Genomic DNA, 24840 nt, shown 5'->3' on the forward strand with positions numbered 1-24840 from the left:
GGAGCGCAATATGGTAATTTTTGGACCATCAGGAAATTCGGCTATTTTTTATGAAGAGGGCTATAATAGCTCTCTGGAAATGCCGGAATGGCTAAGAAATATGGAGCTTGATGCATATGAATACTCCTGTGCCAGAGGAGTAAATATAAAGCACGATATGGCTGAAGAGCTGGGGAAAATTGCAAAGGAAAATAACATTTCTTTGAGCGTGCATGCTCCATACTATATCAATCTAGCGTCAGAAGAACCGCATACAATAGAAAAATCCTTTGATTATATTACCAAGACCGCAAGAGTTGCTGAGATTATGGGAGCAAAGCGGGTTGTTCTGCATCCGGGCTCCCTGGGAAAACTGTCAAGAGAAACAGCCTTTGAAAATATCAAAAGCAATCTCAATAAAGTATTGGAAATAATTAATAAGAAGGGTTTTAATGTATCTCTGTGTCCCGAGACTCTGGGCAAGAGGAATCAGATGGGTACGTTGGATGAAGTATTAGAGCTTTGCCTTCTTGATGAGTCCTTGATACCGACCCTTGATTTTGCACATCTCCATGCACTGAATGCAGGTGCCTTGAAAAAGAAAAGCGACTATGAAAAGGTATTTGACAGACTCTTTACTGTTCTTGGAGAAGAAAGAGGAAAGATCATACATATACATTACAGCAGGGTTGAATTTACAGTAAAGGGTGGAGAGAAGAAGCATTGGACATATGATGATATTGAGTTCGGACCGGAATTCGAGCCTCTGGCAGAATGTCTTATTGAATATGGGGTTTCTGCTACGATAATCAGCGAATCAAGAGGTACTATGGCGGAGGATGCACTTAAGGCAAAAAAAATATATAACAGAATAGCTGAGGAACACTTGTCCGATTTGGAAAATTTATGATAATATTATATTGGTCGTATTATAAAGTAATAATGTAATAATTTGTTGCGGGGTTGGTGAATATGCTTAAATTATTAGTGATAAACGGCCCCAACTTAAATATGCTGGGTGTCAGGAAAAAAGAAATATACGGAACGATGTCTCTAGAGCAGATAAATGCGGAAATAAGCAGGGAAGCTGTTAACCTTTCTGTAGAAGTAGATTTCTACCAATCAAATATAGAGGGGGAGCTTGTCACAAAAATACAGCAAGCACTGCATGTGTATTCCGGTATAATAATCAATCCGGGTGCATACAGCCATTATAGCATTGCTATAAGAGACGCTCTGGAAGCTGTTCAACTTCCATGCATAGAGGTACATATGTCGAACATTTATGCCAGGGAGGGGTTCCGGCATAATTCTGTTATTGCACCTGTTTGTACAGGACAGATTAGCGGGCTTGGACATATAGGCTATATTTTGGCTCTTAGAGGGGCTGTAGATTATTTGAGAGGGGTTTAGGTTATGAAGGAAAGAGTTAACAGTTTAAGACAGCTTATGTCAGCAAATAGACTTGATGGAGTATTTGCATACTCAAATGAGAACAGAAGATATTTAAGCGGATTTACAGGCTCTACCGGCTATGTTGTAATAGGAAAGAACATTACTGAGTTTATAACTGATTTCAGATATATGGAGCAGGCATCCAAACAGTGCGAAGGATTTCAAGTTGCAATACAGAGCAATAACCTTATGGAAAAGATTGCAGAAGTTTTGAGAAAAGACGGAATCAGAAGACTGGGTATTGAAGAAGATTTTATGACAGTTAGTTTTTGCGAGGATTTGAAGAGGGCTTTGCCAGGAGTTGAGCTTATACCGGCAAGAAACATATTTGCTAAGCTCAGAGTGATAAAGGATGCTTCAGAGATTGAAAACATAAGAAAAGCTGCAAGCATTGCAGATGAAGCTTTTAAACATATGCTAAGCTATATTAAGCCGGGCTTGAGTGAAGCAGAAGTAGGTTTAGAACTTGAATATTCTATGAAGAAAAAAGGTGCTTCAGCTACTTCCTTCGATTCCATTGTAGCTTCAGGTGTAAGGTCGTCACTTCCTCATGGAGTTGCTACAGAAAAAATAATCGAAAATGGAGAGTTCTTGACACTTGATTTCGGTTGCGTTTATAATGGATATTGTTCAGATATGACAAGAACAGTATTTATTGGTAAAGCAACAGAAAAGCACAGAAGGATATATGACATTGTACTTAAAGCTCAGATAGAGGCATTGAAGGGCATAAAACCAGGGGTTTCAGGCAAATCTGTAGATAAGATTGCAAGAGATATAATTTCCAAAGAAGGCTATGGAGAGAATTTCGGACACGGTTTGGGTCATGGAGTAGGACTTGCGGTGCATGAGGACCCAAGACTCAGCATATTGGGAGAAAATATTCTTGAGGCAGGTATGATTGTAACTGATGAGCCGGGTATATACATTCCTGACTTTGGTGGTGTAAGGATTGAGGATCTTGTGCTCGTAACAGAGACAGGAGCAGAATCTCTCAGCAAGTCGCCAAAAGAGCTAATAGAGCTTTAGGTGACTAAGGGACGGGAACCACGGAACACACGGATGTTTCACGGATTTACACGGCATGTAATATATTTAGATTCCGTGAATTCAGTGGATTTCAGTGTTTTCAGTGGTACACGTAACTTTACAAGTAAGGAATACCCAAGCATTGCACGAGCCACGTGGCACGAAGCAGGACCTCAGAGGAAAACATAAAAGCGCATTATGCGTATATCATTTCGCAAAATTTATAACAATTACTATAGAAGGTTTTTTGCGATTAATATATTAATAATAAAACACATGGAGGGATATGATTAATGTTATCAGCTGGTGAATTTAGAAAAGGATTAACATTTGAAATGGATGGAAATATTTATACAATTATAGATTTTCAGCATGTTAAGCCAGGCAAGGGTGCCGCTTTTGTAAGAACAAAGATAAAAAACATAATTTCAGGGTCAGTTGTTGAAAGAACCTTCAATCCGTCAGATAAATATCCAAAAGCTCACATTGAAAGGAAAGCCATGCAGTTTTTATATGAAGACGGCGGCTTGTATTACTTTATGGACAATGAAAGTTATGAGCAAATACCTCTCAATCACGAGCAGGTTGAGGATGCTATTATGTATCTGAAGCCTAATGACATAGCTAATATCAAATTCTATAAGGGTGAAGCTTTTTCCGTAGAGCCTGAAAACTTTGTAGAAATGGAAATAACTCATACTGAGCCGGGTTTCAAAGGCGATACCAGCACTGGTGCTACCAAACCCGCCACTGTTGAAACCGGCGCAACTGTCAATGTTCCTTTGTTTATCAACATAGGTGATAAAATTAGGATAGATACAAGAACCGGAGAATACATGGAAAGAGTGTAACCTGCTCAGGTAATTTCTGGATGATATGCAGTCCATGTAATGCATATAGAAGTCAATACTGGAGAGAATACTTAGAGTATAAAAAATAAAGGAGGAGTAAATATGGAATACTTGTATGAAAGAGTAGCCTACCTGAAGGGACTGGCAGAAGGGATGAAGGTGGATGAATCAACAGATCAGGGCAAGTTAATCTCTAAAATTATAGATGTACTAAGTGATTATGCTGATGCTATCAATGAGCTGAATGAATCACAGAATGAGCTTGATGAGTATGTAGAAGCAATAGATGAGGACCTCTCAACTTTAGAGGATGACTTGGACTATGATGAAGATGACGAAGATGATGAGTTTGAAGATGATGAGGACTATGACTACATTGAGGTTGAATGCCCACACTGCAAAGAATTTGTTTACCTTGACGAAGAACTAGTAGAAAGCGGTGAGCAGATTGTCTGCCCTAACTGTCATGAACCAATTGAATTAGAAATAGAATGCGGCTGTGACTGCGGTCATGACCACGAATAAGCAATAGCTAAATAGTATAAAAAAAGACTCAATTGAATCCTATGATTCGATTGAGTCTTTTTTTATAACGAGTAGGGGCGTTAATTCCACCTTGATTTGTCACGCCCCGTAAGCGAGTTTCATAAAAAGCTTCATTGATTTAAATATGTTCAATAGAAGCTTTTTTTATGCCATAGTAATTATTTTAGATAAGCTGTCATATCTATAGTACAAATCAAAATTTGTACAAAGGACAGGATGTACGTATGAACAATGAAATTAAAATATTTGAGGTATTGGACTACTTGCCAAAGCACATTAGGCAGATGGTAAGAATGCTTCCTGATACTACCCTTTGGGATGTTGAGGAAATAAGACTTAGGCTGGGAAAGCCACTGAGCCTAGCTGGCTGTAGTATAGAGATATTTCTCGGTGCGAAGGGAAAGGTTGAATCAGCGGGAAAAGCTTATCTTGTAACCGAGGATGATTTAAAATGCTCGCTGCAGCTTGTATGTAACTTCTCCATGTACTCTGTTGAGGAGGAATTAAGAAACGGTTTTGTTACAGTTAGCGGCGGACACAGAGTAGGGGTATGCGGACGGTCAGTGATTGAGAAGGGCGTGGTCAAGACTCTCAAAGACATTAGTTATATGAATTTTAGAGTGGCCAAACAAATTATTGGCGCTTCAGACAAAACAATAGGATATTTGATTCGTTCTCCTGATAATATATACAACACATTGATAATATCACCGCCTCAATGTGGAAAGACCACCTTGCTGAGAGACCTTATAAGAAGGCTCAGCTGCGGGAGTGAGGAACTTCAATTCAAGGGAATGAAGGTCTCTTTAATAGATGAACGCTCGGAAATAGCTGCTTGCAGCTTAGGAATACCGAGAAATGATGTAGGAATCAGGACTGATGTCCTGGACGGATGCCCAAAGGCAGAAGGAATTATTATGATGATAAGGTCAATGTCTCCGGAGATCGTAGCTACAGACGAAATCGGAAGGAGAGAAGATGCTGATGCTATAACGGACGCTGTGAATGCAGGGGTGAAGGTTATTACCACAATACATGGAAGCAGCATAGCGGACTTCCTTAATAAGCAGGATCTCTGCAAAATTCAAAAAGGCATATTTGAAAGATATATAGTACTGAGCAGGAATAACGGAGTAGGAACCCTTGAAAATGTGCTGGACGGAAAATATAACATATTGTATGAGAGGAATATTAAAAGAGGGGATTGAATTGCTGGTAAAAATCATTGGAGGTCTGCTTATTATTTCGGCTAGCGGGCTTTTGGGAATAGTTTACTCAAACAGGCTATCCATACGGCATAAAGAGCTGAATAATCTAAGAAGGTACATGCAGATGCTTGAAACTGAAGTAACTTATGGCGCTACGCCTCTACCCATTGCACTCAGAAATGTTTCAAACAAAGCAGAGGGTATGCTGAGCAGCTTTTTTGGATTCATTTCAGACAGCCTGACAGACAGAAGCTTTTATACAGTGAGAGATGCTTGGACTTATGGCACAGAAAAGGTGCTTATGCAGTCATCCTTGCAAAGAGCTGATATTGAGCTTATAAAGAGCTTTGGAAGTATTCTTGGCTGTTCTGACAGGGAGGATCAAAAAAAGCATTTCGAGCTCTTTTACCTGCAGCTGCGGCACCAAGAGGATGCAGCACTGGAGGAAATAAGAAAAAGCGCAAAAATGTACCGAGACTTGGGCTTTTTATTGGGAATTGCAGTTTTTATAGTTCTAGTCTGACTAAACATTATGTCCCTTCCAGGCATAGCCTGTCAGCGATGAAGCTATGCTTCATCGAATGGACAAAATTAATGTATGTTTTAATAAATCAAAACTAGGAGGCACTAAAATGGATGTTAATCTGATTTTTAAAATAGCAGCGATAGGTATTGTTGTAGCAGTCCTCAACAGAGTTCTAAATCAGTCCGGCAGAGAGGAAATGGCCATGATGACTACGTTGGCAGGTGTTGTGGTTGTTCTTATGATGGTAATAAGCCTGATAAGCAATCTTTTCGACAGCGTCAGAACCATGTTTCATTTATAGGGTGATATTATGGATATCATGAAAATTGTTATGGTAGGCATAATAGCGTCAGTTTTGGCAGTACTCCTGAAAGAGGAAAGACCCGAGATAGCCATGGTGGTAAGCATAGTCACAGGACTTGTTATTTTTATATTTCTGATTACTAAACTTAACTCTGTCATGTCAGTACTAAAATATTTTGCAGGAAAAGCCAATATTGATGTATTGTACTTCTCAACTATCCTAAAGGTTATCGCCATAGCATATATAACTGAGTTTGGGGCTCAGATATGCAGGGATGCAGGCGAGGGCTCCATCGCCTCCAAGGTTGAGCTTGCGGGAAAGGTGCTTATAATGATAATAGCTATTCCGATACTTGCAGCATTGATGGATATAATGATAAAAATCATACCTTAACTATGAGTTTAGCACTAAACATATTACATATTAATAGAAGAATATGTCAGATGCAAGATACGAGATTCGAGGAAAGCTCAGGTATTCCTTATGGGTTAAGGTACGATAACCACGGAACACACGGATGTTTCACGGAACCACACGGCTGGTTTTTATTTTTCCTACCGTGAATTCAGTGGATTTCAGTGTCTTCTGTGTTACCCGTTTCCTTTATTGCATTTTTAAAAGGAGGATTTGCATGCACAAAAGCATAGTTTTTTTTATGATAATCATTCTGCTTTCCATATTTGTAGTTTATTGCGATGACACTGAAGATATATTGAAAAGTCAGATAGACAATTTGGACATTGGTGATATAGAGAAATTTGTTGAGGATATTAACAGGGAGTCTGACGGCTTGGTGCCGGAAGTAAATATTAAAGAGCTTGTGTTAGGCTTATTTAAAGGCAATACCTTCGAAAACCTCAAAGAATTAGGACGGGGTATAGTGAGCTTCTTTTTTAAAGAAGTAATTAGCAATTTAAGTATCTTGGGCAAACTCCTTATATTGTCCATATTCTGTGCAATACTGCAGAACCTTCATAATGGCTTTGAGGAGGATACTATAGGGAAGCTGGCCTACAGCATATGCTACATACTGATAATTATTATGGCTGTGAAAAGCTTCAATGAAGCAATGACGATAGGGGTACATGCAATAGATACAATGGTAGGCTTCATGCAGGCACTATTACCGACTTTGCTGGCTTTGCTTGCTGCAGTGGGAGGGATAACCTCATCAGCAGTATTCCAACCGTTGCTATTCAGTTCCATAACACTAATAACAACGATTATAAAGGTATTCGTAATGCCGCTTATACTTTTTTCGGCAGTTCTCAGTATATTGAACAACCTTTCGGATTCAATCAACATTTCCAGACTGGCATCTCTATTGAAGCAAGTGGCAGTTGGAGCTCTTGGTTTAGTACTTACAGCCTTCACAGGGGTGATAACAGTACAGGGAATTGCCTCGGCTTCAGTAGATGGAGCAACAATAAGGACTGCAAAATTCGCAGTGGACAACTTTATACCTATAGTGGGCAGTTTCCTTTCAGATGCTTTTGATGCAGTAGTCAGCTGTTCAATGATATTGAAAAATGGAATCGGCATTGCCGGTTTTCTGATATTGCTGCTGATTTGCAGCTTTCCGCTTATAAAGATGTTTTCAATTGTGTTGATATATAAAGTTACAAGTGCACTTATTCAGCCAATTCTCGACAACCAGATTGTACAATGCCTAAATGATATGAGCAATGCAATGCTTGTACTGCTTACTTGCGTGATAGCAGTTGCTGTAATGTTTTTCATGGCACTGACAGTTATTATGGGCGTCGGCAATATGGCAGTGATGGTCAGGTAGGTGATTTGATGGCTGACTTTTTAAGATCATGGATAACAAATATAACTGTGATTATTATTTTCGTTATGTTCCTGGACATGATAATGCCAAATGATTCGATGAAGCGCTACATCAATGTAATAGTGGGGCTTTTGATAATAATTGTAGTTATAAAGCCTTTTGTTTTGGTAAAGGATTATGCAGAAAGCTTTGACAATCAGTTTTTAGAAGCCGCCAGCTTTGTGGAGCAGAGCGGCAATCAAGGAGAAAATGCCGAAATCAGCAAATTCCAACAGCAGCAGGCAGTGGAAATCTTTGAGGACAATATGAAGGGTCAGATAGTAAAACTTGTTAAGAACAGTACAAAATCTGATTACAAGGATGTAACTGTAGATCTGGAATTGGAGAGGAATATTGAAAGTGAGGACTTTGGCAATATTAAGCATATAACTGTCGGATTAAGCGGTGACAGAAATAAGGTAATACAAGTAGATAGGATAAATATCGGTGATAATGAGGGCATAGAGGAAAATAAAAATGTAATTAATAAAGACAAAGCTGAATATAATTTGAATGATAGCAAGATAAGCAGAGAGATAAAATATGGAATAAGCAAAGCCCTGGGAATCAGCGAGTCGATTATCAGTGTAGAAGTACAGCAGAAATAATGCAAGGAGGAAAGTATATGAAATTACTTGAGTGGTTAAGGGATAAACTTAAGAAAGAGAATTTCCTAATGCTTAACTTATCGAAAAAAACCACGGCAAATCTAATAATAGTATTCTGCCTGGGCTTGGCTCTAATTCTAATTGCCGATTTTTACAATGATATGAGGGCGGGTAGGACAGCTGAAGAAGGCATTAATAATCAAGATACGCAAATAGAAGCAGGAATTGCTGACAATACAGCACCCAATTATGTAAGAAATCTGGAGAATGATCTCTCATCAATACTCAGTAAAATACAGGGTGCTGGAAAAGTGTCGGTTATGATTACTCTAAATAGTGGAACAGAGATAATCCCTGCAAAGGATGAATCAATCTCCGACAAAGTAACCAACGAAAAGGATACAAGCGGTGGAACACGAGTAATAAATGAAAAAGCAACAGATGACAAAGTCGTATTTACAGCTTCTCAGGGAGGCAATTCTAAACCTTTGATAATTAAGGAGATAAATCCGGAAATAAAAGGAGTAATCGTGGTAGCCGAAGGTGCGAAGGATTCAAAAATCAAGCTTGAAATTTCTCGGGCAGTACAAACGGTATTGGACATTCCTGCATACAGAGTAACGGTATATGAGAGAAATTAATATGAAATATAAATTCAGGGAGGTATAGTCATGCAAGTGAGGAGAAAAAACATCGTAATATGTTCAATGATAATACTGCTGTTTGTTGTTGGGTATGCATACAACAGCTTTACTTCCGAAAGGCTGGCGGATGCAAATCTTGACTTGGATGCGCAAGTAGCAATCACTAATGAAGCGCAAGCTAAGGACCAGGGTAATAGTGTGTCTGCTGAAAAGACAGGTACTGAACAGGATGGAGAGGCAGCTGTCGTAGAGGATAATAGCAACGAAGCCATAGAGACAGCTAGTGCGTCCTTCTTCTCTGAATACAGGCTTGAGAGAGATAAGAACAGAAGTAAGGAAGTAGATATGTGGCAGGATATAATCAACAGTGATAAAGCGGAAGAGAATTTCAAGAATATGGCGCAGCAAGAGCTAGTAAAGATTGTCGCTCTTACAGAGAAGGAAATGATTATTGAAAATCTCATAGTCGCCAGAGGCTTCAATGATGCGCTTGTATTCCTTACGGATGATTCTGCAACAATAATAGTTGATGCTAAAGAGCTTACTCCCGCAAATATTGCCCAGATACAAGACATAGTAGTAAGAAAGACCAAGCTGGATCCAAAGGATATCAAGATAATGAAGAAAAACTAATATGAATTAATTCTAAAAATGTTTTTCGCAAAAACGTGTTAGTATGCAAGCTTGAATAAATACGGTATTACTGTATAATATAATAATGGCAGATAAAACACCATTACATATATTTGTAAATATATTCGGGTTTTGTTATAATTAGTTCATAGAAGATATACTACATACAAGGGGGTGCAGTACTTGGAAAAAGAGATAAAATTAGATAAGTACGGTAATGTAAAGATTGCTGATGATGTAGTTGCAATCATTGCTGAAATAGCTGCTAAAGAAGTAAAGGGTGTTTATGCCATGAGCGGCGGAATAGCAGACAGCATAACTGAGATACTTGGTAAAAAGAACCCCTCCAAAGGTGTAAAGGTTGAGGTAGGGGAAAAAGAAGCAGCTATTGACCTTTATATAGTTGTTGATTACGGAGTGAGAATACCAGACGTGTCATGGCAGATACAGGAGAATGTCAAAAAAGCTGTTGAGACAATGACTGGACTCATCGTAGTTGAAGTGAACATCCATATCCAGGGAGTGAATATGGAAAAAGAGATTAAGGAAGAAGAGAGCGAAGAAGTAAAATCCAAATAGACTTTAATGAACTAACCCTCTTTTAATGATAATATGTTGACAGAGGGTTAGTTTAAATATATGCAAAAGAAGAGATGTCCCTTCCAGGCATAGCCTGTCAGCGATGAGGCTGCTCTTCATCGACTGAACTAAATAAGGGATGTTTTACTTAAGTAAAACTAGGAGGGTATATGAGTAGAAGACTTGCCAGAGAATCTGCAATTCAATTTTTGTTCAGCACGGATTTTAACAGGAATGAAAACCTTGATGAGATGCTGAAGGAGTTTTTCGAGGCTGAAAAAGAAAGCACCGATGATAAGCCTCAGGAAGCGCTAAACAAAAATGACATTGGATTTACAGAGGAAATTATAAGAGGAACTATAGAGAACTTAGAGCGGATTGACCAGTTGATCCAAAGCAATACCACAGGTTGGACCAAGGAAAGGATTGCTAAAGTTGATCTGGCAATATTAAGACTGGCTTTGTTTGAGATACTTTTTCGCGGAGACATACCAGGCAGTGTCGCTATAAATGAAGCCATTGAGTTGGCTAAAAAATATAGCACTGATGAATCCGGCGGTTTTATCAATGGGGTTTTGGGCAAAATCATCAGAGAAACCGGCATCAAGGGTATATAACATGTATTGCCTGGGTATAGACACGAGTTGCTATACCACATCATTGACCGTGCAGGAGTCATTATGGGTATGAAATTTTCTTGTGTACAAGAGATGGACATGTTATGCAGTGAATTTGAAACAAAGGGAATAGAAATTCCCATAAGGATAGATGGAAGTGCGTTATTAAAATTTTGATTGAAATAGAATAGGATATGTTAAAGCACTTGGAGGATTAAATGGGCAGTGAGAGAGTTTTTACCGTAACTGAGATAAATAATTATATAAAATACCTGATGCAGAACGATATGTTGCTCTCACATCTTTATGTAAAGGGAGAAATTTCAAATTTCAAGCACCACACCTCTGGGCATGCGTATTTTACATTAAAGGATGCAGACTCAAGGATAAAATGCGTGATGTTCAAGGGTAATGCCTCAAAGCTGAAGTTTGTACCTGAAGATGGCTGTGCGGTAATACTCAGAGGGTATTTTTCAATATATGAAAGAGATGGGCAGTATCAACTTTATGTAGAAGATATGATTCCTGAAGGGACAGGCTCTCTTTATAAGGCATATGAACAGCTTAAGAAAAAGCTTTCAGAGCTGGGCTATTTCGATGAAGCCAAAAAGAAGAAGCTCCCATTTATGCCGAAGGCAGTTGGTATAGTTACATCACCGACAGGAGCAGCAGTAAGGGATATAATTTCTATAATAAAAAGAAGATGTCCATGCATAGATATATATTTATATCCCGTGCAAGTGCAGGGAGCGGGAGCTGAGAATGAGATTGCAGAAGGAATAAGGTATTTCAATTCCAAAGGCAATGTAGACGTTATGATAATAGGACGAGGCGGTGGCTCTATTGAAGAGCTGTGGGCCTTTAATGAGGAAATAGTAGCTAAGGCCATCTATGAGTCCGGTATACCGGTAATATCAGCGGTAGGGCACGAGACAGACTTTACCATATCGGACTTTACAGCAGACCTGAGAGCTGCGACACCTTCGGCAGCAGCTGAGCTGGCAGTTCCGGACAAACAAAGTCTTATGAGCAAGGTGGGCCAGTATCAATATGTATTGAACTCATCTATTGCAAACTATATAAACAGCAAGAGAGTGAGAGTTGAGAAGATTTCCAAGGACAATGTATTCAGACAGCTGGAGCGGAAAATACTTAACATGAATCAAACCCTTGATTCACTGGAAAAGTACTTGGATTACAATATGCAGAATATATTAAAAGGCAGTAGGAATGAACTGGAAAAGGCTGTTGGAAAGCTTTCAATACTAAATCCTGAATCAGCCTTGGGTAGAGGTTATGGACTTATATTGAGGAAGTCAGATGGAAAGCTTCTAACCTCTATAAAGGAAATGCATCTTGCAGAGGAGCTGGAGATAAAGCTGAAAGATGGAAAGGCCTTAGTGGAAGTTAAAGGGCTGGAGAAGCAGCTCTAAGAGTATATATATGAGATAATTTCACAATAATATCATGAAATGGAGAAAAATGATATGAAAGAGGATTTTTCGTTTGAACAAGCATTGAAGCGGTTGGAAGAAATAGTTGAGGTCTTGGAGTCAGGGAATATTTCCCTGGAGGAATCCATTAAAATCTACCAGGAAGGCGTTTCACTTTCGAAGCTTTGCTCTGGTATGCTGGAAGAAGCCGAGGGTAAGGTTATGGCTATAATGAACCGCAATGATGAACAGATGGAAGAATTCAGCATCAGTCAAATCAAGGAGGCATAAAATTGGACTTTAATCTGTATTTGACGGAAAAGAAGCAGTTAATTGAGCAGAAGCTCGATTTATTAGTAGCTAAGGACAGTGAAATACCCGTTATTTCAGATGCTATGAGATACAGCCTTTTTGCGGGCGGTAAAAGACTGCGTCCGATACTGGCGCTTATGGCCTGTGAGGTTTTTAAGGGCAGTGAAGAGGAAGTACTTCCCTTTGCTTGCTGTATTGAAATGATTCATACATACTCACTTATACATGATGATTTGCCTGCTATGGACAATGACGATTTGAGAAGGGGAAAACCCACAAACCATAAGGTTTACGGAGAGGGCTATGCAGTCCTTGCCGGTGATGCTCTGTTGAATTGTGCTTTTGAGACAATGGCAGGCATTATTGTTAAGAATCCGAAGCTTGAGTATATTAAGGCAATGGAGCTTATAAGCAGGTCTTCAGGGGTCTCTGGAATGATCGGAGGCCAGTGCATTGACCTGTACTCAGAAAATAAGAGCATTGATCTTGATACCTTGAAAAGGATGCATTCAAAAAAGACAGGTGCACTTATTACGGCTTCTATTGTTATTGGAGCAATTCTTTCTAAAGCAGAAGAAGTTGACATAAAAAATATTATGGAATTCGGCAATCTTATAGGTCTTGCTTTCCAGGTTACAGACGATATACTGGATGTGTCTGGCTCAACAGCGAAGCTGGGTAAAACTATTAATAAGGATGCAAAATTTCACAAATCAAATTTTATTAGCTTTTATGGTTTGGAAAAATCAGCGCAGATAGCTAACGAACTAATTGAAGAAGCTAAACTGAAGCTTATAAACTATGGAAGCAGAGGGTATTATCTCAGCGAATTGGCAAATTATATTATTAGCAGAGATAACTAACTTTCGGGATATTGCATTATAACTTTTGCATAATGCTTGAGGAGAGGATTACTATTGAACTTTTTTGTAGAAATTATGGATAACAAGGTGCTATTAGCCTGCTTTATTGCTTGGTTTATTGCACAGATACTGAAAATTATACTTACATTCTACAGCAGTAAGAAAATAGACTTTAGAAGGTTTGTTGGCTCAGGTGGAATGCCAAGCTCCCACACCTCCTTTGTAATGGCGTTATCTACGTCAATAGGAAGGATGTATGGCTGGGACTCGGCTATTTTTGCTGTCGCCCTATGCTTTGCTTTTGTTGTCATGTACGATGCAGCAGGGGTAAGGAGAGCAGCTGGCAACCAAGCGAGGATATTGAATATAATAATAGAAGATCTGGCACACAACAAGCCTATTGCAAATGAAAGACTCAAGGAGCTTATTGGGCATACCCCGAAAGAGGTAATGGCCGGAGCTGTGCTGGGAATATTTATAGGAAACATTATTGTTTGATATTAACTTAAAACACGGAAAAGGTTTAGAATGAAACAAAAGTGCGAAATACTATTTCATATTTTGTAAATGAGGTTGGGTTATAAATGTATAAGATACTTGATGATATAAATTCTCCTTCTGATTTGAAAAAACTGAGTTATGAAGAGTTGGAAATTCTCTCCAAGGAGCTTAGAGACTATGTGATAAAGGTAGTTTCTGAAAACGGGGGACACTTAGCTTCAAACCTTGGGGTGGTAGAGCTCACTCTTGCGCTTCACAGGGTTTTTGATACACCAAAGGATAAGATAGTTTGGGATGTTGGACACCAGTCTTACATTCATAAAATAGTGACGGGCAGAAGGGATAGTTTTGCGACCTTAAGAAAAAAAGATGGCATCAGCGGCTTTCCCAAAAGGGAAGAAAGTGAACATGATGCTTTTGAAACAGGACACAGCAGTACATCAATATCCGCAGCACTGGGAATGGCAAAAGCGAGAGATCTGGCAGGGGGCAACTATTCTGTAGTTGCAGTTATTGGCGATGGTGCACTTACTGGCGGTATGTCCTTCGAAGCACTTAACCATGCTGGAGACTTCCCTACAAATCTAATTGTAATACTTAATGATAATGAGATGTCCATATCACATAATACTGGCGCATTATCAAATCACCTTAGCAAAATTAGAACCGAGCCGGCATACTTCAAACTAAAGGGAGAAATAGAGACAATTCTAAATAAAGTTCCGTTAGTAGGAAAATCAATGTTCAAACTTGCAGAAAAACTTAGGGATTGGTTCAAGTATCTTGTCGTTCCCGGAGTGTTGTTTGAGGAGTTGGGCTTCAAGTATTTTGGCCCAATAGATGGACACGATATCCGGAAGCTGGAGGATGTAATAAATAGAGCAAAATCATATAATGGCTATCCCGTCTTGATACATGTTGTCACAGTTAAAGGCAAAGGCTATTCCATAGCTGAGAATAAACCTAACAAGTATCACGCATTAAGTCCCTTTTTCATTGAGACTGGCGAGCTTAAGGTAAAAAGCGACAAGAAAACTTATTCCGATGTGTTCGGAGAAACTCTTGTGGAGCTTGCCGAGCATAATGACAAAATTGTGGCTGTTTCAGCTGCCATGGGTGAGGGAACCGGGTTGGCAGGTTTTTTAACGAAATATAAAAACAGGTTTTTTGATGTGGGTATAGCAGAGCAGCATGCTGTGACTTTTTGTGCCGGTTTGGCTGCAGGAGGTTTCAGACCTGTATTTGCAGTATACTCTACGTTTTTGCAGAGAGCATACGATCAGGTGGTGCATGATGTCTGCATGCAGAACCTAAATGTAGTATTTGCTATTGACAGGGCTGGCATAGTAGGCTCTGATGGTGAAACCCATCAGGGAGTATTTGACATTACCTACTTAAGACATATTCCCAATATAACAATAATGAGCCCGAAAGACGGTTGGGAACTAAGCGAGATGCTGAGGCTGGCAGTGTCCAAAGATGGACCTGTTGCCATAAGATATCCAAGGGGCAATGCAAGGGAGTTCAAATATGCTCATACAACCTTGGAGCTTGGAAAAAGTGAAGTATTGATTGATGGAACAGATGGGGTTATTATAGCAGAAGGCAATTTGGTTTATAGAGCTTTGGAGGTCTGTGAGCGACTGAAGCAGGAAGGCAAGAGCTTCACTGTAGTCAATGCAAGGTTTTTAAAGCCTCTGGATGAGAAGCTTCTTTTGGAACTTGCCAAGAAGTACAAAGCAATATACACCCTTGAGGATAATGTTATTAGCGGCGGTTTTGGGAGCAGCATACTTGAGCTTTACAGCCAGAATAAGGTTGAAGTGAATGTCACTGTATTAGGCTTTGATGACAGCTTCATACCGCACGGAGAAAAGGAAGAGCTTTATTCCTTGAAGAACATAGACTGTGAAAGCATTTTCAACACAATCATGAAGGGGTAGGGAACATTGGAAGAAAAAGAAAGATTAGATGTTCTGATTCACAGGCAGGGGTTGTCGGCAAGCCGTGAAAAGGCAAGCAGTCAAATCATGGCCGGGATTGTATATGTAAATGGAATTAAGATTGACAAACCAGGCACCAAGCTCCCGATAGATTCAACAATTGAAATAAGAGGGACTGCATTGCCTTACGTTAGCAGAGGCGGACTGAAGCTGGAAAAGGCACTCAGGGAATTCGAGCTGAAGCTTCTGGGCAAGGTTGCCATGGATATTGGCGCTTCTACCGGAGGCTTTACAGACTGCATGCTGCAAAACGGTGCGATAAAGGTTTACGCAATAGATGTCGGCTATGGACAACTGGCATGGTCAATGAGAACTGACAGCAGGGTAGTATGCATGGAAAGAACCAACATCAGGTATGTTACTCATGAGGCTATCGGCGAATATGCAGATTTTGCATCAATAGATGTTTCCTTTATATCTCTGAAGAAAGTACTGCCTGCCGTGAAGCTGCTCCTAAAGGAAAATGGGGAGATAGTATGCCTGATAAAGCCTCAGTTTGAAGCAGGCAGGGAAAAGGTTGGGAAAAAAGGTGTAGTAAGAGATAAACAAGTTCATATGGATGTAATCGAAAGTATAGTTGAATTTTGCAGGAATGAGATGGAGCTGGCAGTACTCGGATTGAGCTACTCTCCGATAAAAGGCCCGGAGGGAAATATTGAATACCTGCTCTATCTGTCACTGCTTAAGGATGCGGAAGCTGGAGACAATGAGATTGATATCAACAAAATTGTTTCAGGTGCGCATAGTCTCCTATAAAACTTAAGATTAGGGCATTTTGTAAAAATTAGTAGATAATTTTAGATACATACTATAAAATGATATTGAACGCACAAAAGAAATTTTATAGGGTAGAGTGCGAATTCAATAACATCAAGGTAACGTTTACGCGAAATCTGAATCAACAATGAAAAATGTTTTTCGCGAAACATATAGTTATAATAAATTATCATTAGATGGAGTTATAAGTCAATGAAGCTAGGAATTATTCCAAACCTGACTAAGGACAAAGACTTAAATGTAACCAAGAGCATATTGCATTGGTTCACAAATAAGGATATAGAGATACTGTTGGAGTCTGATATTGCAAAAAGCCTGGATTATAAGAATAATGGCTTCAGCAGGGATGAATTATACTCAAACTGTGATGTAGTTATTGTGCTTGGAGGGGACGGGACAATACTTAATATAGCGAGGCAGTCATCAAAATACGGAGTTCCGCTATTTGGCATTAATTTGGGACATCTTGGGTTTTTGGCTGAGGCTGAGATCAGTGATATGTATCTGTCTCTTGAGAAGATCTTGAACAGAGACTATTTTATTGAAAAAAGGATGATGCTGGAGGCTTCTTTTGAAGACAGCGGGGATGAGCTGAAAAAATTGCCGGCTCTCAATGATATCAGCATAACAAAAGGCATGCTGTCCAGGATGATTTCCTTTTCTGTATTTATTAATGACAGCTTTTTTGAACTATATTCAGCTGATGGTATAGTAATATCAAGTCCCACAGGCTCTACCGCTTATTCACTGTCTGCCGGTGGTCCTATAGTAAGTCCTGACCTGAATGTACTGGTAATTACCCCAATTTGCCCTCATACACTGCACAACAGGTCAATAGTAGTGTCAGAGAAAGATGAAGTTAGAATCGAGATCTGCGAGGAAAACAAAGAGACTATGCTTTCTGTTGATGGACAGGATTCATATAGATTAAACCCCGGAAGGGTTGTCAAGATTAGAAGCTCAAACTGCGTCACCAACCTAGTCAAACTAAAGCAGAGTAGCTTCTTTGATGTTCTCAGAAGAAAAATTTCTGAGCGTTAGTGTGAATTCAGAGCGGGAGGTTAGTTTATGAAAATATCCAGACATGCAAAGATTTTAGAAATTATTGAAAAACACCCTACAGAGACACAGGAAGAGCTGGCGGAAGAACTCAAAAAAAGTGGTTATAACATAACTCAGGCAACAGTATCAAGAGATATTAAGGAATTGAAGCTTGTTAAGGTACTTGATGAGAACAGCATATACAGATATGCTTCTTTGAAGGAACATGACAGCATGCTGAGTGAAAGGCTTGTTAAGGTATTCGCAGAATCAGTTCTAAGTGTAGATTATGCTGGTAATATAGTGGTTGTGAAAACTTTTTCCGGAGCTGCAAATGCAGCAGCTGAAGCAATTGACGTATTGGATTTCAAAGAAATGGTAGGAACCATAGCAGGTGATGATACTATTTTTATTCTTGTAAGGACTGCTGATAACGTTGAAATAGTGATTGACAGGCTTAAGAAGATGATGAAGTAGGGGATGCAATAATGCTTCTGGAATTAAGTATAAAAAACTATGTAATAATTGAGCAGCAAGTTATCACTCTGGAGCCTGGACTTAATATAATCACAGGGGAAACGGGAACGGGTAAATCTCTTGTGATTGACGCGCTATCTGCCATTACTGGAGGCCGGTTCAGCAAGGAAGATATAAGGACCGGTGAAGCAAAGGCATCAATAGAAGCTCTTTTCTCTCTTGAAGGGATAGAGTATCTTGCTGGCATACTGGAAGAGTACGGAATAGATATTGAAGAAGATAAGAGCCTTGTTATCACGCGTGAAGTGAATTTACAAGGTAAATCAGTATGCAGAATAAATGGACAAATTGTCACACTTTCCATGCTTAAAAAAATTGCACAGTTCCTGGTGGACATAGTTGGACAAAATGAACATCAAATACTTTTCAATACTGTAAAACATGGCGAGTTTGTTGATGATTTTGGCAGTAATGGTGTTTTATTAATAAAAGAAGAAATAAAAAAACTGATAGACAAGTTAGGCAGCTTGAAGCTCAGGCTTGACAGTATTAGTGGAAATGCTGCAGAACGGGAAAGAAAGCTGGATCTACTGAAGTTCCAGATTGATGAAATAAGTAATGCAGATTTGAAGCCTAATGAAGATGAGGAATTGAAAATCAGAAGGAATCTACTAATTAATGCAGAAAAACTTTTGAAGGGCATTGCACATGTCTATCATAGCCTTTTCAAGGGTGAGGGCGGTGCAAGAGGAGCTGCGGATCTTCTGAATGATAGCATCAGCAGCTTGGAAGAGTTGACAGGCATAGACGAAAAGATAGAGGTCTTTAAGACATCACTAGAAGGAATGATATACCAGCTTGAGGACATCAAAGGGTCATTGAGATCATACAGAGACAGTATAGAGTTCAGCGATAGTGAGATAGACCTTTTGGAGGAACGCCTCGATCAGATAAACAAGTTGAAAAGAAAATATGGAAGCAGTATAGATGAAGTATTGGCGTATAGGGATAGATCCTCTCAAGAGTTCGAGAACCTTGTGAATAGCGAGAAGATCGCATCGGGCATTGAGAAAGAGATAGCGGCAGTGACTGAGGAATATGTTCAAAAGGCAGGGTTGCTTTCTGATAAAAGAAAGGACTTGGCGCACAAACTTGAGAAGCTTATAGAGAAAGAACTTCAAGAGCTTAATATGTTTGGTTCAAGGTTTTATATAAGAATTGCAAAGGATGAAAGCTTAATTAGTATAAACGGCTTTGATAAAATTGAATTTCTTCTTTCGCCAAATCCCGGAGAGCCGGAAAAGTCTCTCAGCAAAATAGCTTCGGGTGGCGAAATGTCGAGAGTGATGTTGGCAATAAAGAATGCATTTTCTGAGATAGAGAAAGCACCTTGTGTTGTATTTGATGAAGTAGACACAGGAGTGGGCGGTCAGACAGCAAATATGGTGGGGCAGAAAATAAAAGCGATATCTAAAAATACGCAAATACTCTGCATTACTCATTTGCCACAGATTGCAAGTCTCTCAGACAATCACATATTAGTGGATAAAATAGTCAGAGATAATAAAACGTATACAAAAATTAAAATTTTGGATTACTCGGAAAAAATTAAAGAAATTGCAAGAATGTTAGGTGGAAATGAGAATATTGAAGCATCCATAGAGCATGCAAAAAAATTGGTCGGGAAAGTGTGAGAAATTACTTTTTCCCGATTTGTTTTTTAATCCCTATCAATGAATCACCCTCATTTTCAGTAAAGTATTAAAAGAATAATAGGACTTTAAAAAGGATAACTTAAATAAGAGAGATTTTTGATTGAAGGTGGACTCTTCTGGGGAAGCAGGAGAGTGATGCTATTGCATAGAAAAAATCACAAAAGAATATTATTATACACCACTCTTATAATAACAGTACTCTGCCTGACAAATGTGTTATTCACTATGTATAGTTTTCCTGATGAAATCAATGTTATACAAGGACAAAGCCGGAAGCTTCCTGACAGCAAGATTTTCAGCCTGCAGCTGAATGAAGACTATAAAGACTGTATTAACCTCAATAAAAATAATATAGTGTCTTCTTTTAAGCTGCTGAATGGAGTTGATCAAGGAAAGGCAAAAGCCAGCCTAATGCTTCTAGGCGTACTGCCAGTAAAAGAAGTTACGGTGAATGTAATTCCGGACATTAAGGTTGTTCCATCAGGAGAAGCTATAGGTGTCAAAATTGAGTCAAAAGGAGTCTTAATTGTTGGCTTGTCGAGCATTACAGATGCAAAGGGGAGAAAATGCAGTCCTGCTGCAGATGCGGGTTTCGAGGTAGGAGACAAAATAATGAATATTGATGGAAACCAAGTGGAAAAGGAAAGGGATATTGTTGACTATCTTAATAACAGGCAGAACAAAGATGAAAAGATTAAAGTAATTGTTGACAGAAATGGTGATAAACATGATTTCAGCGTCAAACCTGTAAAATGTGAAGAGGATAATATATTCAGGATAGGTTTATGGGTAAGAGACAATATAGCAGGTGTTGGTACAATGACCTTTTATGACCCTGACAGCAGAGTATTTGGAGCTCTTGGCCACGGTATAACTGATATTGATTCGGGTGTGCTGGTGGATATAAATAGTGGAAGTATTATGAAATCTAAAATTGCATCAATTCAAAAAGCGAGAAAAACAGTGCCAGGTGAGCTTGTCGGTATATTTTATGATAATGATGATGCATATGGCATAATTGAAAAGAACACTAGCTTTGGGATTTATGGAAAGCTCAATAATAAGTATAAAGCAAATAGAACCAAACCAGTATCGATAGGTTTGAATAGTCAGATTAAGGAAGGCTCAGCAAAAATCATGACTACAATAGAAGGAAATAAAGTAGAAGGGTTTGATATTGAGATACAGAAGGTTATGAGACAGAGAAGCTCAGAATCCAAGAGCATGATAATAAAAGTAACAGATAAAAGGCTTATTGAAAAAACCGGGGGTATTGTGCAGGGCATGTCAGGAAGTCCTATAATTCAGGATGGAAAGTTAGTTGGATGTGTGACCCATGTGCTTGTAAATGACCCGACAAGAGGCTTTGGTATTTCGATAGAATGGATGCTCAAAGAAGCGGATATAGATTTAAAGAACCGTCTTAAAAGAGCTTCCGGAGAGTAATTATACAATAACTAAAGGCTGTGCAAACACAGCCTTTTTTGTTGAAATTTGTAGAATGTTGCTGTATTAATTTGTTCGAAAATGTTTAACGATTATATGGTAGATAATAGAAGGAAATGTAACTACTTTGTCGAATTCAAATAAAGAGAATAACAATATATGGGAGGAATACCGATGAACTTACAAAAAATTAGAATTCTAATAGCGGATGACAACAAAGATTTCTGTATTATCCTAAGTGAATACCTATCTACACAGCCGGACTTTGAAGTGGTTGGAGTAGCAAAGGACGGTCTTGAGGTTGTGGATTTGATAGAAAGCAAATTCCCGGATGTTGTAATATTAGATATTATAATGCCTCATCTTGATGGCCTTGGAGTTCTGGAAAGGTTAAATATTATGCAGCTGGAGAAAATGCCCAAGGTAATTGTACTTTCAGCAGTAGGTCAGGATAAGATAACCCAAAAGGCGCTAACGCTCGGAGCGGAATACTATGTAGTTAAGCCTTTTGATATGGAAGTTTTCGCAAAGAGGATAAGGGAATGCTTCGGTATGATAAGTACTGAAGTTGACAGAAAAACCTATATACAATCTGCAAACATCACCTCCCCGGCAACAACCTCGCCAAGGGAGCTGGAATCAGCTATAACCAATATAATACATGAGATCGGTGTACCAGCTCATATTAAAGGATATGTATATTTAAGAGAAGCTATTACCATGGTTGTTAACAATATGGAGCTTCTGAGTGCAATTACAAAGGAATTATACCCTTCAATTTCTAGAAAATTCAATACGACACCGAGCAGGGTAGAAAGAGCAATAAGACATGCTATTGAGGTTGCTTGGGGCAGAGGAAGAGTTGACGTTATTAACAATCTGTTCGGATATACAATACATAATGTGAAAGGTAAACCAACAAATAGTGAGTTTATAGCTATGATAGCGGATAAGCTAAGAATTGAGATGAAGATAAGCTAATATAGATAATACCAGATTGTAGGTGGGGTTTTTAAGCTGCAGTTATATATCAATATATTACATTAATATAGCAAATTAAAAACCTGCTCGCTTGTTAACGTTAAACTAACAGCGGCAGGTTTTTTTTGTTGAGATTTGATAGTTTAGTATCGTCTTTTCTTTTACTTTTATATGACGGGAGATATATAACAATGATAGAGATAAAATTAAATACTGATTATTGCGTTAATACAAATAGAGCATTTTTCTTAAGATACATGCTTATTATACTTGTCAGCTACATAATAGCTTTTTTCGCTACACCAGTATTATGGGTAAAGAATGTGCATGTATTACATACTCTCATGGAACTGATGTGCATATTCAATGCTCTTGCAACTTTTTTAATAATATGGAACACGTATAAGAGGTCCTTCTCCGTAAATCATATATTAGGCTTTGGGTTCCTTGCAGTTGCTGTATTTGATTCTTTCCACACTTACTATTGGTTTGCTGCAAGGGAGTTAGCTCAAGGATATCTCGATTTAACCACAAGATATTGGATAATTGGAAGGCTTGTTGAAGCACTTGTTCTGGTTGCAGTTTCTTTAAAACATAGAGAATTTCGCATTAATAAATGGATAGGGTTATCCTTTGTACTGATTTCCTCCTTCGGACTATCATTAGCGGTGCTGTTTTTTCCTAGCCTTATGCCTGCCATGTTGATAGAGAATAGACCTGCTCCTGTAAAAATTGCTCTGGAGTACGTAGTTATAGCACTTGCTTTATTTAGCCTTTATAATCTCAAAGATAAGTTGAAGGATGAAAATTCTATATCGTACAAGTATGTGTTTATTGCACTTCTCTTCATAATCCCAGCTGAGCTCTCGTTTACAATGTACAATGGGATAACCAGCTTCTACAACATGTATGGGCACATATTGAAGATCCTTTGTTACTATTTTATGTATAAGGCAGTCTATGTCAGCTGCGTCGAGTACCCGAACAAAAAGCTTGAAGAGGCTTATGATAAGCTGGAAAAGACAAACAAAAAAATTAATGAAATAGATGAGACACTAAATGATACACTGGATGCATTACCAATTGGGATTATTAATTTCAATCCCGACAATACTGTTAAATATGTGAACAAGAGGCTGGAGGAGATACTGGACTGTGATAAGAATAATCTATATGGGATAATGGCTGAAGATATTTTTCAAGTATTTTCAAAAGCTGAAAAAGAAAAAATGAACCTATTTCAAATGACCAGTAAAAATGGCAATGAACCTTTAAAAACAATGAGTATCTATAAAACCAGGACTGGTGAATATGTGAAGCTTTCTATTATATCTCAGAAAATTAGAAATGGAATGCTATTATATTTAAACGAAGTTAAGAAAGAGCAGGATATGAGGAACTTTCACCTACAGACCCAGACCATTTTGAATGCTGTAAGCAATTGTGTACTTATGACTGATCAAGATAAGAAAATTATTCTATCAAATGAAGCCTTTAATAAAGTATTCGAGATAAACGATATTGATATCATTGGAATGTCTCTGGATGAGTTTAATGAAATCATTGACCTAAAAGCATTTGAACTGTCGGAGGTTTTAATAAATGGAGAGGAATTTGACCATCCACGTGAGATGACTATTACTTCATTAAAGGGTAACAGAAGGGAACTGCTCGTGTACGCAACTCCAATTAGAGATGTAGAAAGCGAGCTGATAGGCATGATAAGCGTATTTACAGACATTACTGAGATTAAGAAGCAACAGCATAATATGCAGCAGCAGGAGAAGCTGGCACTTATAGGGCAAATGACCGCAGGTATAGTACATGAGATCAAGAATCCTTTGGCTACTATCAAGGGCTTAAGCCAGCTCATTAAATTAAAGGCTACTTCAGATAAGGTCAAGGAATATTCGAATGTAATTAATTCTGCAATTGATGATGTAACAAAGGTTGTCAATGAATTCCTGAGTTTTGCCAAGCCAAATCCCACTTTTAAGATAAGGACAAGCTTGAATAGGATAGTTGAGTCCATGAAACTCATAACTGAGACACAATGTTACACAAAGAATATCAAGAGCCAGTTTCATTTTTCGTCCTGCCCTATTGAAATAACTGCTGATGAAATTAAGATAAAACAGGTTATTCTGAACATAACGGAAAATGCCATTGCAGCGATGGAGAATGTCGAATTACCTGAGCTCATTGTTTCTACTTATTATATGCCAGAGTCAGGGGAAGGCGTGATAAAAATAGTCGATAACGGTATAGGCATGAGCCCTGATGTGCTTAATAAGATTGGGACTCCATTTTTTACAACAAAGGAAAAAGGCACCGGGCTTGGTTTGGGAATAAGCTATCAGATAATGAACGATCATAATGGAAGGATAGAAGTGGAAAGTGAAGAGGGAAAAGGTACTACCTTTAAGATATTATTCTCACAAATAGAAAACCTGATATAAAACAAAAATCGCTGAAATGCGA

Annotated in this window: 27 protein-coding genes; all 27 read left to right on the plus strand. The window is 38.6% G+C overall.

Annotation, left to right across the window (positions count from 1 at the left end):
* Window positions 1-10: 10 nt before the first annotated feature.
* The 27 genes from VEB00_07350 (at window position 11) to VEB00_07480 (ending at window position 24818) form a co-directional block, all read left to right on the plus strand.
* Entirely contained in the window at window positions 11-889 is an 879-nt protein-coding gene (locus tag VEB00_07350; protein HYF82828.1) for a TIM barrel protein, read from the plus strand.
* A gap of 62 nt (window positions 890-951) precedes the next feature.
* Entirely contained in the window at window positions 952-1392 is a 441-nt protein-coding gene (gene aroQ / locus VEB00_07355) for a type II 3-dehydroquinate dehydratase (GenBank protein ID HYF82829.1), read from the plus strand.
* A 3-nt stretch (window positions 1393-1395) separates the two neighbouring features.
* Window positions 1396-2463: a Xaa-Pro peptidase family protein gene (locus VEB00_07360; protein ID HYF82830.1), complete on the plus strand. Its 1068-nt coding sequence runs from the start codon at window positions 1396-1398 to the stop codon at window positions 2461-2463.
* A 293-nt stretch (window positions 2464-2756) separates the two neighbouring features.
* A complete protein-coding gene (efp, locus tag VEB00_07365; GenBank protein HYF82831.1) occupies window positions 2757-3314 on the plus strand; it encodes an elongation factor P in 558 nt (185 codons plus the stop codon).
* 102 nt (window positions 3315-3416) lie between these two features.
* Complete coding sequence (locus VEB00_07370) at window positions 3417-3839, plus strand: hypothetical protein (protein ID HYF82832.1); 423 nt, start codon at window positions 3417-3419, stop codon at window positions 3837-3839.
* 245 nt (window positions 3840-4084) lie between these two features.
* Window positions 4085-5068 (plus strand): stage III sporulation protein AA, encoded by a 984-nt coding sequence (spoIIIAA, locus tag VEB00_07375; protein ID HYF82833.1) that lies wholly within the window; start codon window positions 4085-4087, stop codon window positions 5066-5068.
* A gap of 1 nt (window position 5069) precedes the next feature.
* Complete coding sequence (locus VEB00_07380; GenBank protein ID HYF82834.1) at window positions 5070-5591, plus strand: hypothetical protein; 522 nt, start codon at window positions 5070-5072, stop codon at window positions 5589-5591.
* A gap of 109 nt (window positions 5592-5700) precedes the next feature.
* Entirely contained in the window at window positions 5701-5895 is a 195-nt protein-coding gene (gene spoIIIAC, locus VEB00_07385; protein HYF82835.1) for a stage III sporulation protein AC, read from the plus strand.
* Window positions 5896-5904: 9 nt separating this feature from the next.
* The gene (gene spoIIIAD / locus VEB00_07390; GenBank protein ID HYF82836.1) at window positions 5905-6291 is read left to right on the plus strand and encodes a stage III sporulation protein AD; all 387 of its coding nucleotides are present in this window, start codon (window positions 5905-5907) and stop codon (window positions 6289-6291) included.
* Between the two features lie 238 nt (window positions 6292-6529).
* The gene (gene spoIIIAE, locus VEB00_07395) at window positions 6530-7690 is read left to right on the plus strand and encodes a stage III sporulation protein AE (GenBank protein HYF82837.1); all 1161 of its coding nucleotides are present in this window, start codon (window positions 6530-6532) and stop codon (window positions 7688-7690) included.
* A gap of 8 nt (window positions 7691-7698) precedes the next feature.
* A complete protein-coding gene (spoIIIAF, locus tag VEB00_07400; protein ID HYF82838.1) occupies window positions 7699-8337 on the plus strand; it encodes a stage III sporulation protein AF in 639 nt (212 codons plus the stop codon).
* Between the two features lie 17 nt (window positions 8338-8354).
* Window positions 8355-8978 (plus strand): stage III sporulation protein AG, encoded by a 624-nt coding sequence (gene spoIIIAG / locus VEB00_07405; protein ID HYF82839.1) that lies wholly within the window; start codon window positions 8355-8357, stop codon window positions 8976-8978.
* A 30-nt stretch (window positions 8979-9008) separates the two neighbouring features.
* Entirely contained in the window at window positions 9009-9614 is a 606-nt protein-coding gene (locus VEB00_07410) for a SpoIIIAH-like family protein (GenBank protein HYF82840.1), read from the plus strand.
* A 183-nt stretch (window positions 9615-9797) separates the two neighbouring features.
* Window positions 9798-10193, plus strand: a complete 396-nt coding sequence (locus VEB00_07415) for an Asp23/Gls24 family envelope stress response protein (protein ID HYF82841.1) — start codon at window positions 9798-9800, stop codon at window positions 10191-10193.
* Window positions 10194-10363: 170 nt separating this feature from the next.
* Window positions 10364-10810 carry a transcription antitermination factor NusB gene (nusB, locus tag VEB00_07420; GenBank protein ID HYF82842.1) on the plus strand — a complete coding sequence of 149 codons (447 nt, stop codon included), beginning with the start codon at window positions 10364-10366 and terminating at the stop codon, window positions 10808-10810.
* A 218-nt stretch (window positions 10811-11028) separates the two neighbouring features.
* The gene (xseA, locus tag VEB00_07425; GenBank protein ID HYF82843.1) at window positions 11029-12243 is read left to right on the plus strand and encodes an exodeoxyribonuclease VII large subunit; all 1215 of its coding nucleotides are present in this window, start codon (window positions 11029-11031) and stop codon (window positions 12241-12243) included.
* Between the two features lie 54 nt (window positions 12244-12297).
* Complete coding sequence (xseB, locus tag VEB00_07430) at window positions 12298-12534, plus strand: exodeoxyribonuclease VII small subunit (GenBank protein HYF82844.1); 237 nt, start codon at window positions 12298-12300, stop codon at window positions 12532-12534.
* A 2-nt stretch (window positions 12535-12536) separates the two neighbouring features.
* The gene (locus VEB00_07435) at window positions 12537-13418 is read left to right on the plus strand and encodes a farnesyl diphosphate synthase (GenBank protein ID HYF82845.1); all 882 of its coding nucleotides are present in this window, start codon (window positions 12537-12539) and stop codon (window positions 13416-13418) included.
* Window positions 13419-13472: 54 nt separating this feature from the next.
* Window positions 13473-13916: a divergent PAP2 family protein gene (locus tag VEB00_07440; protein HYF82846.1), complete on the plus strand. Its 444-nt coding sequence runs from the start codon at window positions 13473-13475 to the stop codon at window positions 13914-13916.
* A gap of 95 nt (window positions 13917-14011) precedes the next feature.
* Window positions 14012-15862, plus strand: coding sequence for a 1-deoxy-D-xylulose-5-phosphate synthase (dxs, locus tag VEB00_07445; GenBank protein HYF82847.1), 1851 nt, complete (start codon window positions 14012-14014; stop codon window positions 15860-15862).
* Between the two features lie 6 nt (window positions 15863-15868).
* On the plus strand, window positions 15869-16678 hold the full coding sequence (locus VEB00_07450) for a TlyA family RNA methyltransferase (GenBank protein ID HYF82848.1): 810 nt from the start codon (window positions 15869-15871) through the stop codon (window positions 16676-16678).
* Window positions 16679-16891: 213 nt separating this feature from the next.
* Window positions 16892-17740: an NAD(+)/NADH kinase gene (locus VEB00_07455; GenBank protein HYF82849.1), complete on the plus strand. Its 849-nt coding sequence runs from the start codon at window positions 16892-16894 to the stop codon at window positions 17738-17740.
* A 27-nt stretch (window positions 17741-17767) separates the two neighbouring features.
* Window positions 17768-18217, plus strand: coding sequence for an arginine repressor (locus VEB00_07460; protein ID HYF82850.1), 450 nt, complete (start codon window positions 17768-17770; stop codon window positions 18215-18217).
* A gap of 11 nt (window positions 18218-18228) precedes the next feature.
* Window positions 18229-19911: a DNA repair protein RecN gene (gene recN / locus VEB00_07465; GenBank protein ID HYF82851.1), complete on the plus strand. Its 1683-nt coding sequence runs from the start codon at window positions 18229-18231 to the stop codon at window positions 19909-19911.
* 162 nt (window positions 19912-20073) lie between these two features.
* Window positions 20074-21378 carry a SpoIVB peptidase gene (spoIVB, locus tag VEB00_07470; protein HYF82852.1) on the plus strand — a complete coding sequence of 435 codons (1305 nt, stop codon included), beginning with the start codon at window positions 20074-20076 and terminating at the stop codon, window positions 21376-21378.
* Between the two features lie 174 nt (window positions 21379-21552).
* On the plus strand, window positions 21553-22359 hold the full coding sequence (gene spo0A / locus VEB00_07475; GenBank protein ID HYF82853.1) for a sporulation transcription factor Spo0A: 807 nt from the start codon (window positions 21553-21555) through the stop codon (window positions 22357-22359).
* A 191-nt stretch (window positions 22360-22550) separates the two neighbouring features.
* Window positions 22551-24818, plus strand: coding sequence for an MASE3 domain-containing protein (locus tag VEB00_07480; protein ID HYF82854.1), 2268 nt, complete (start codon window positions 22551-22553; stop codon window positions 24816-24818).
* Window positions 24819-24840 lie beyond the last annotated feature (22 nt).

It is taken from the genome of Clostridia bacterium (assembly GCA_035628995.1).
Classification (GTDB): Bacteria; Bacillota; Clostridia; order Lutisporales; family Lutisporaceae; genus BRH-c25.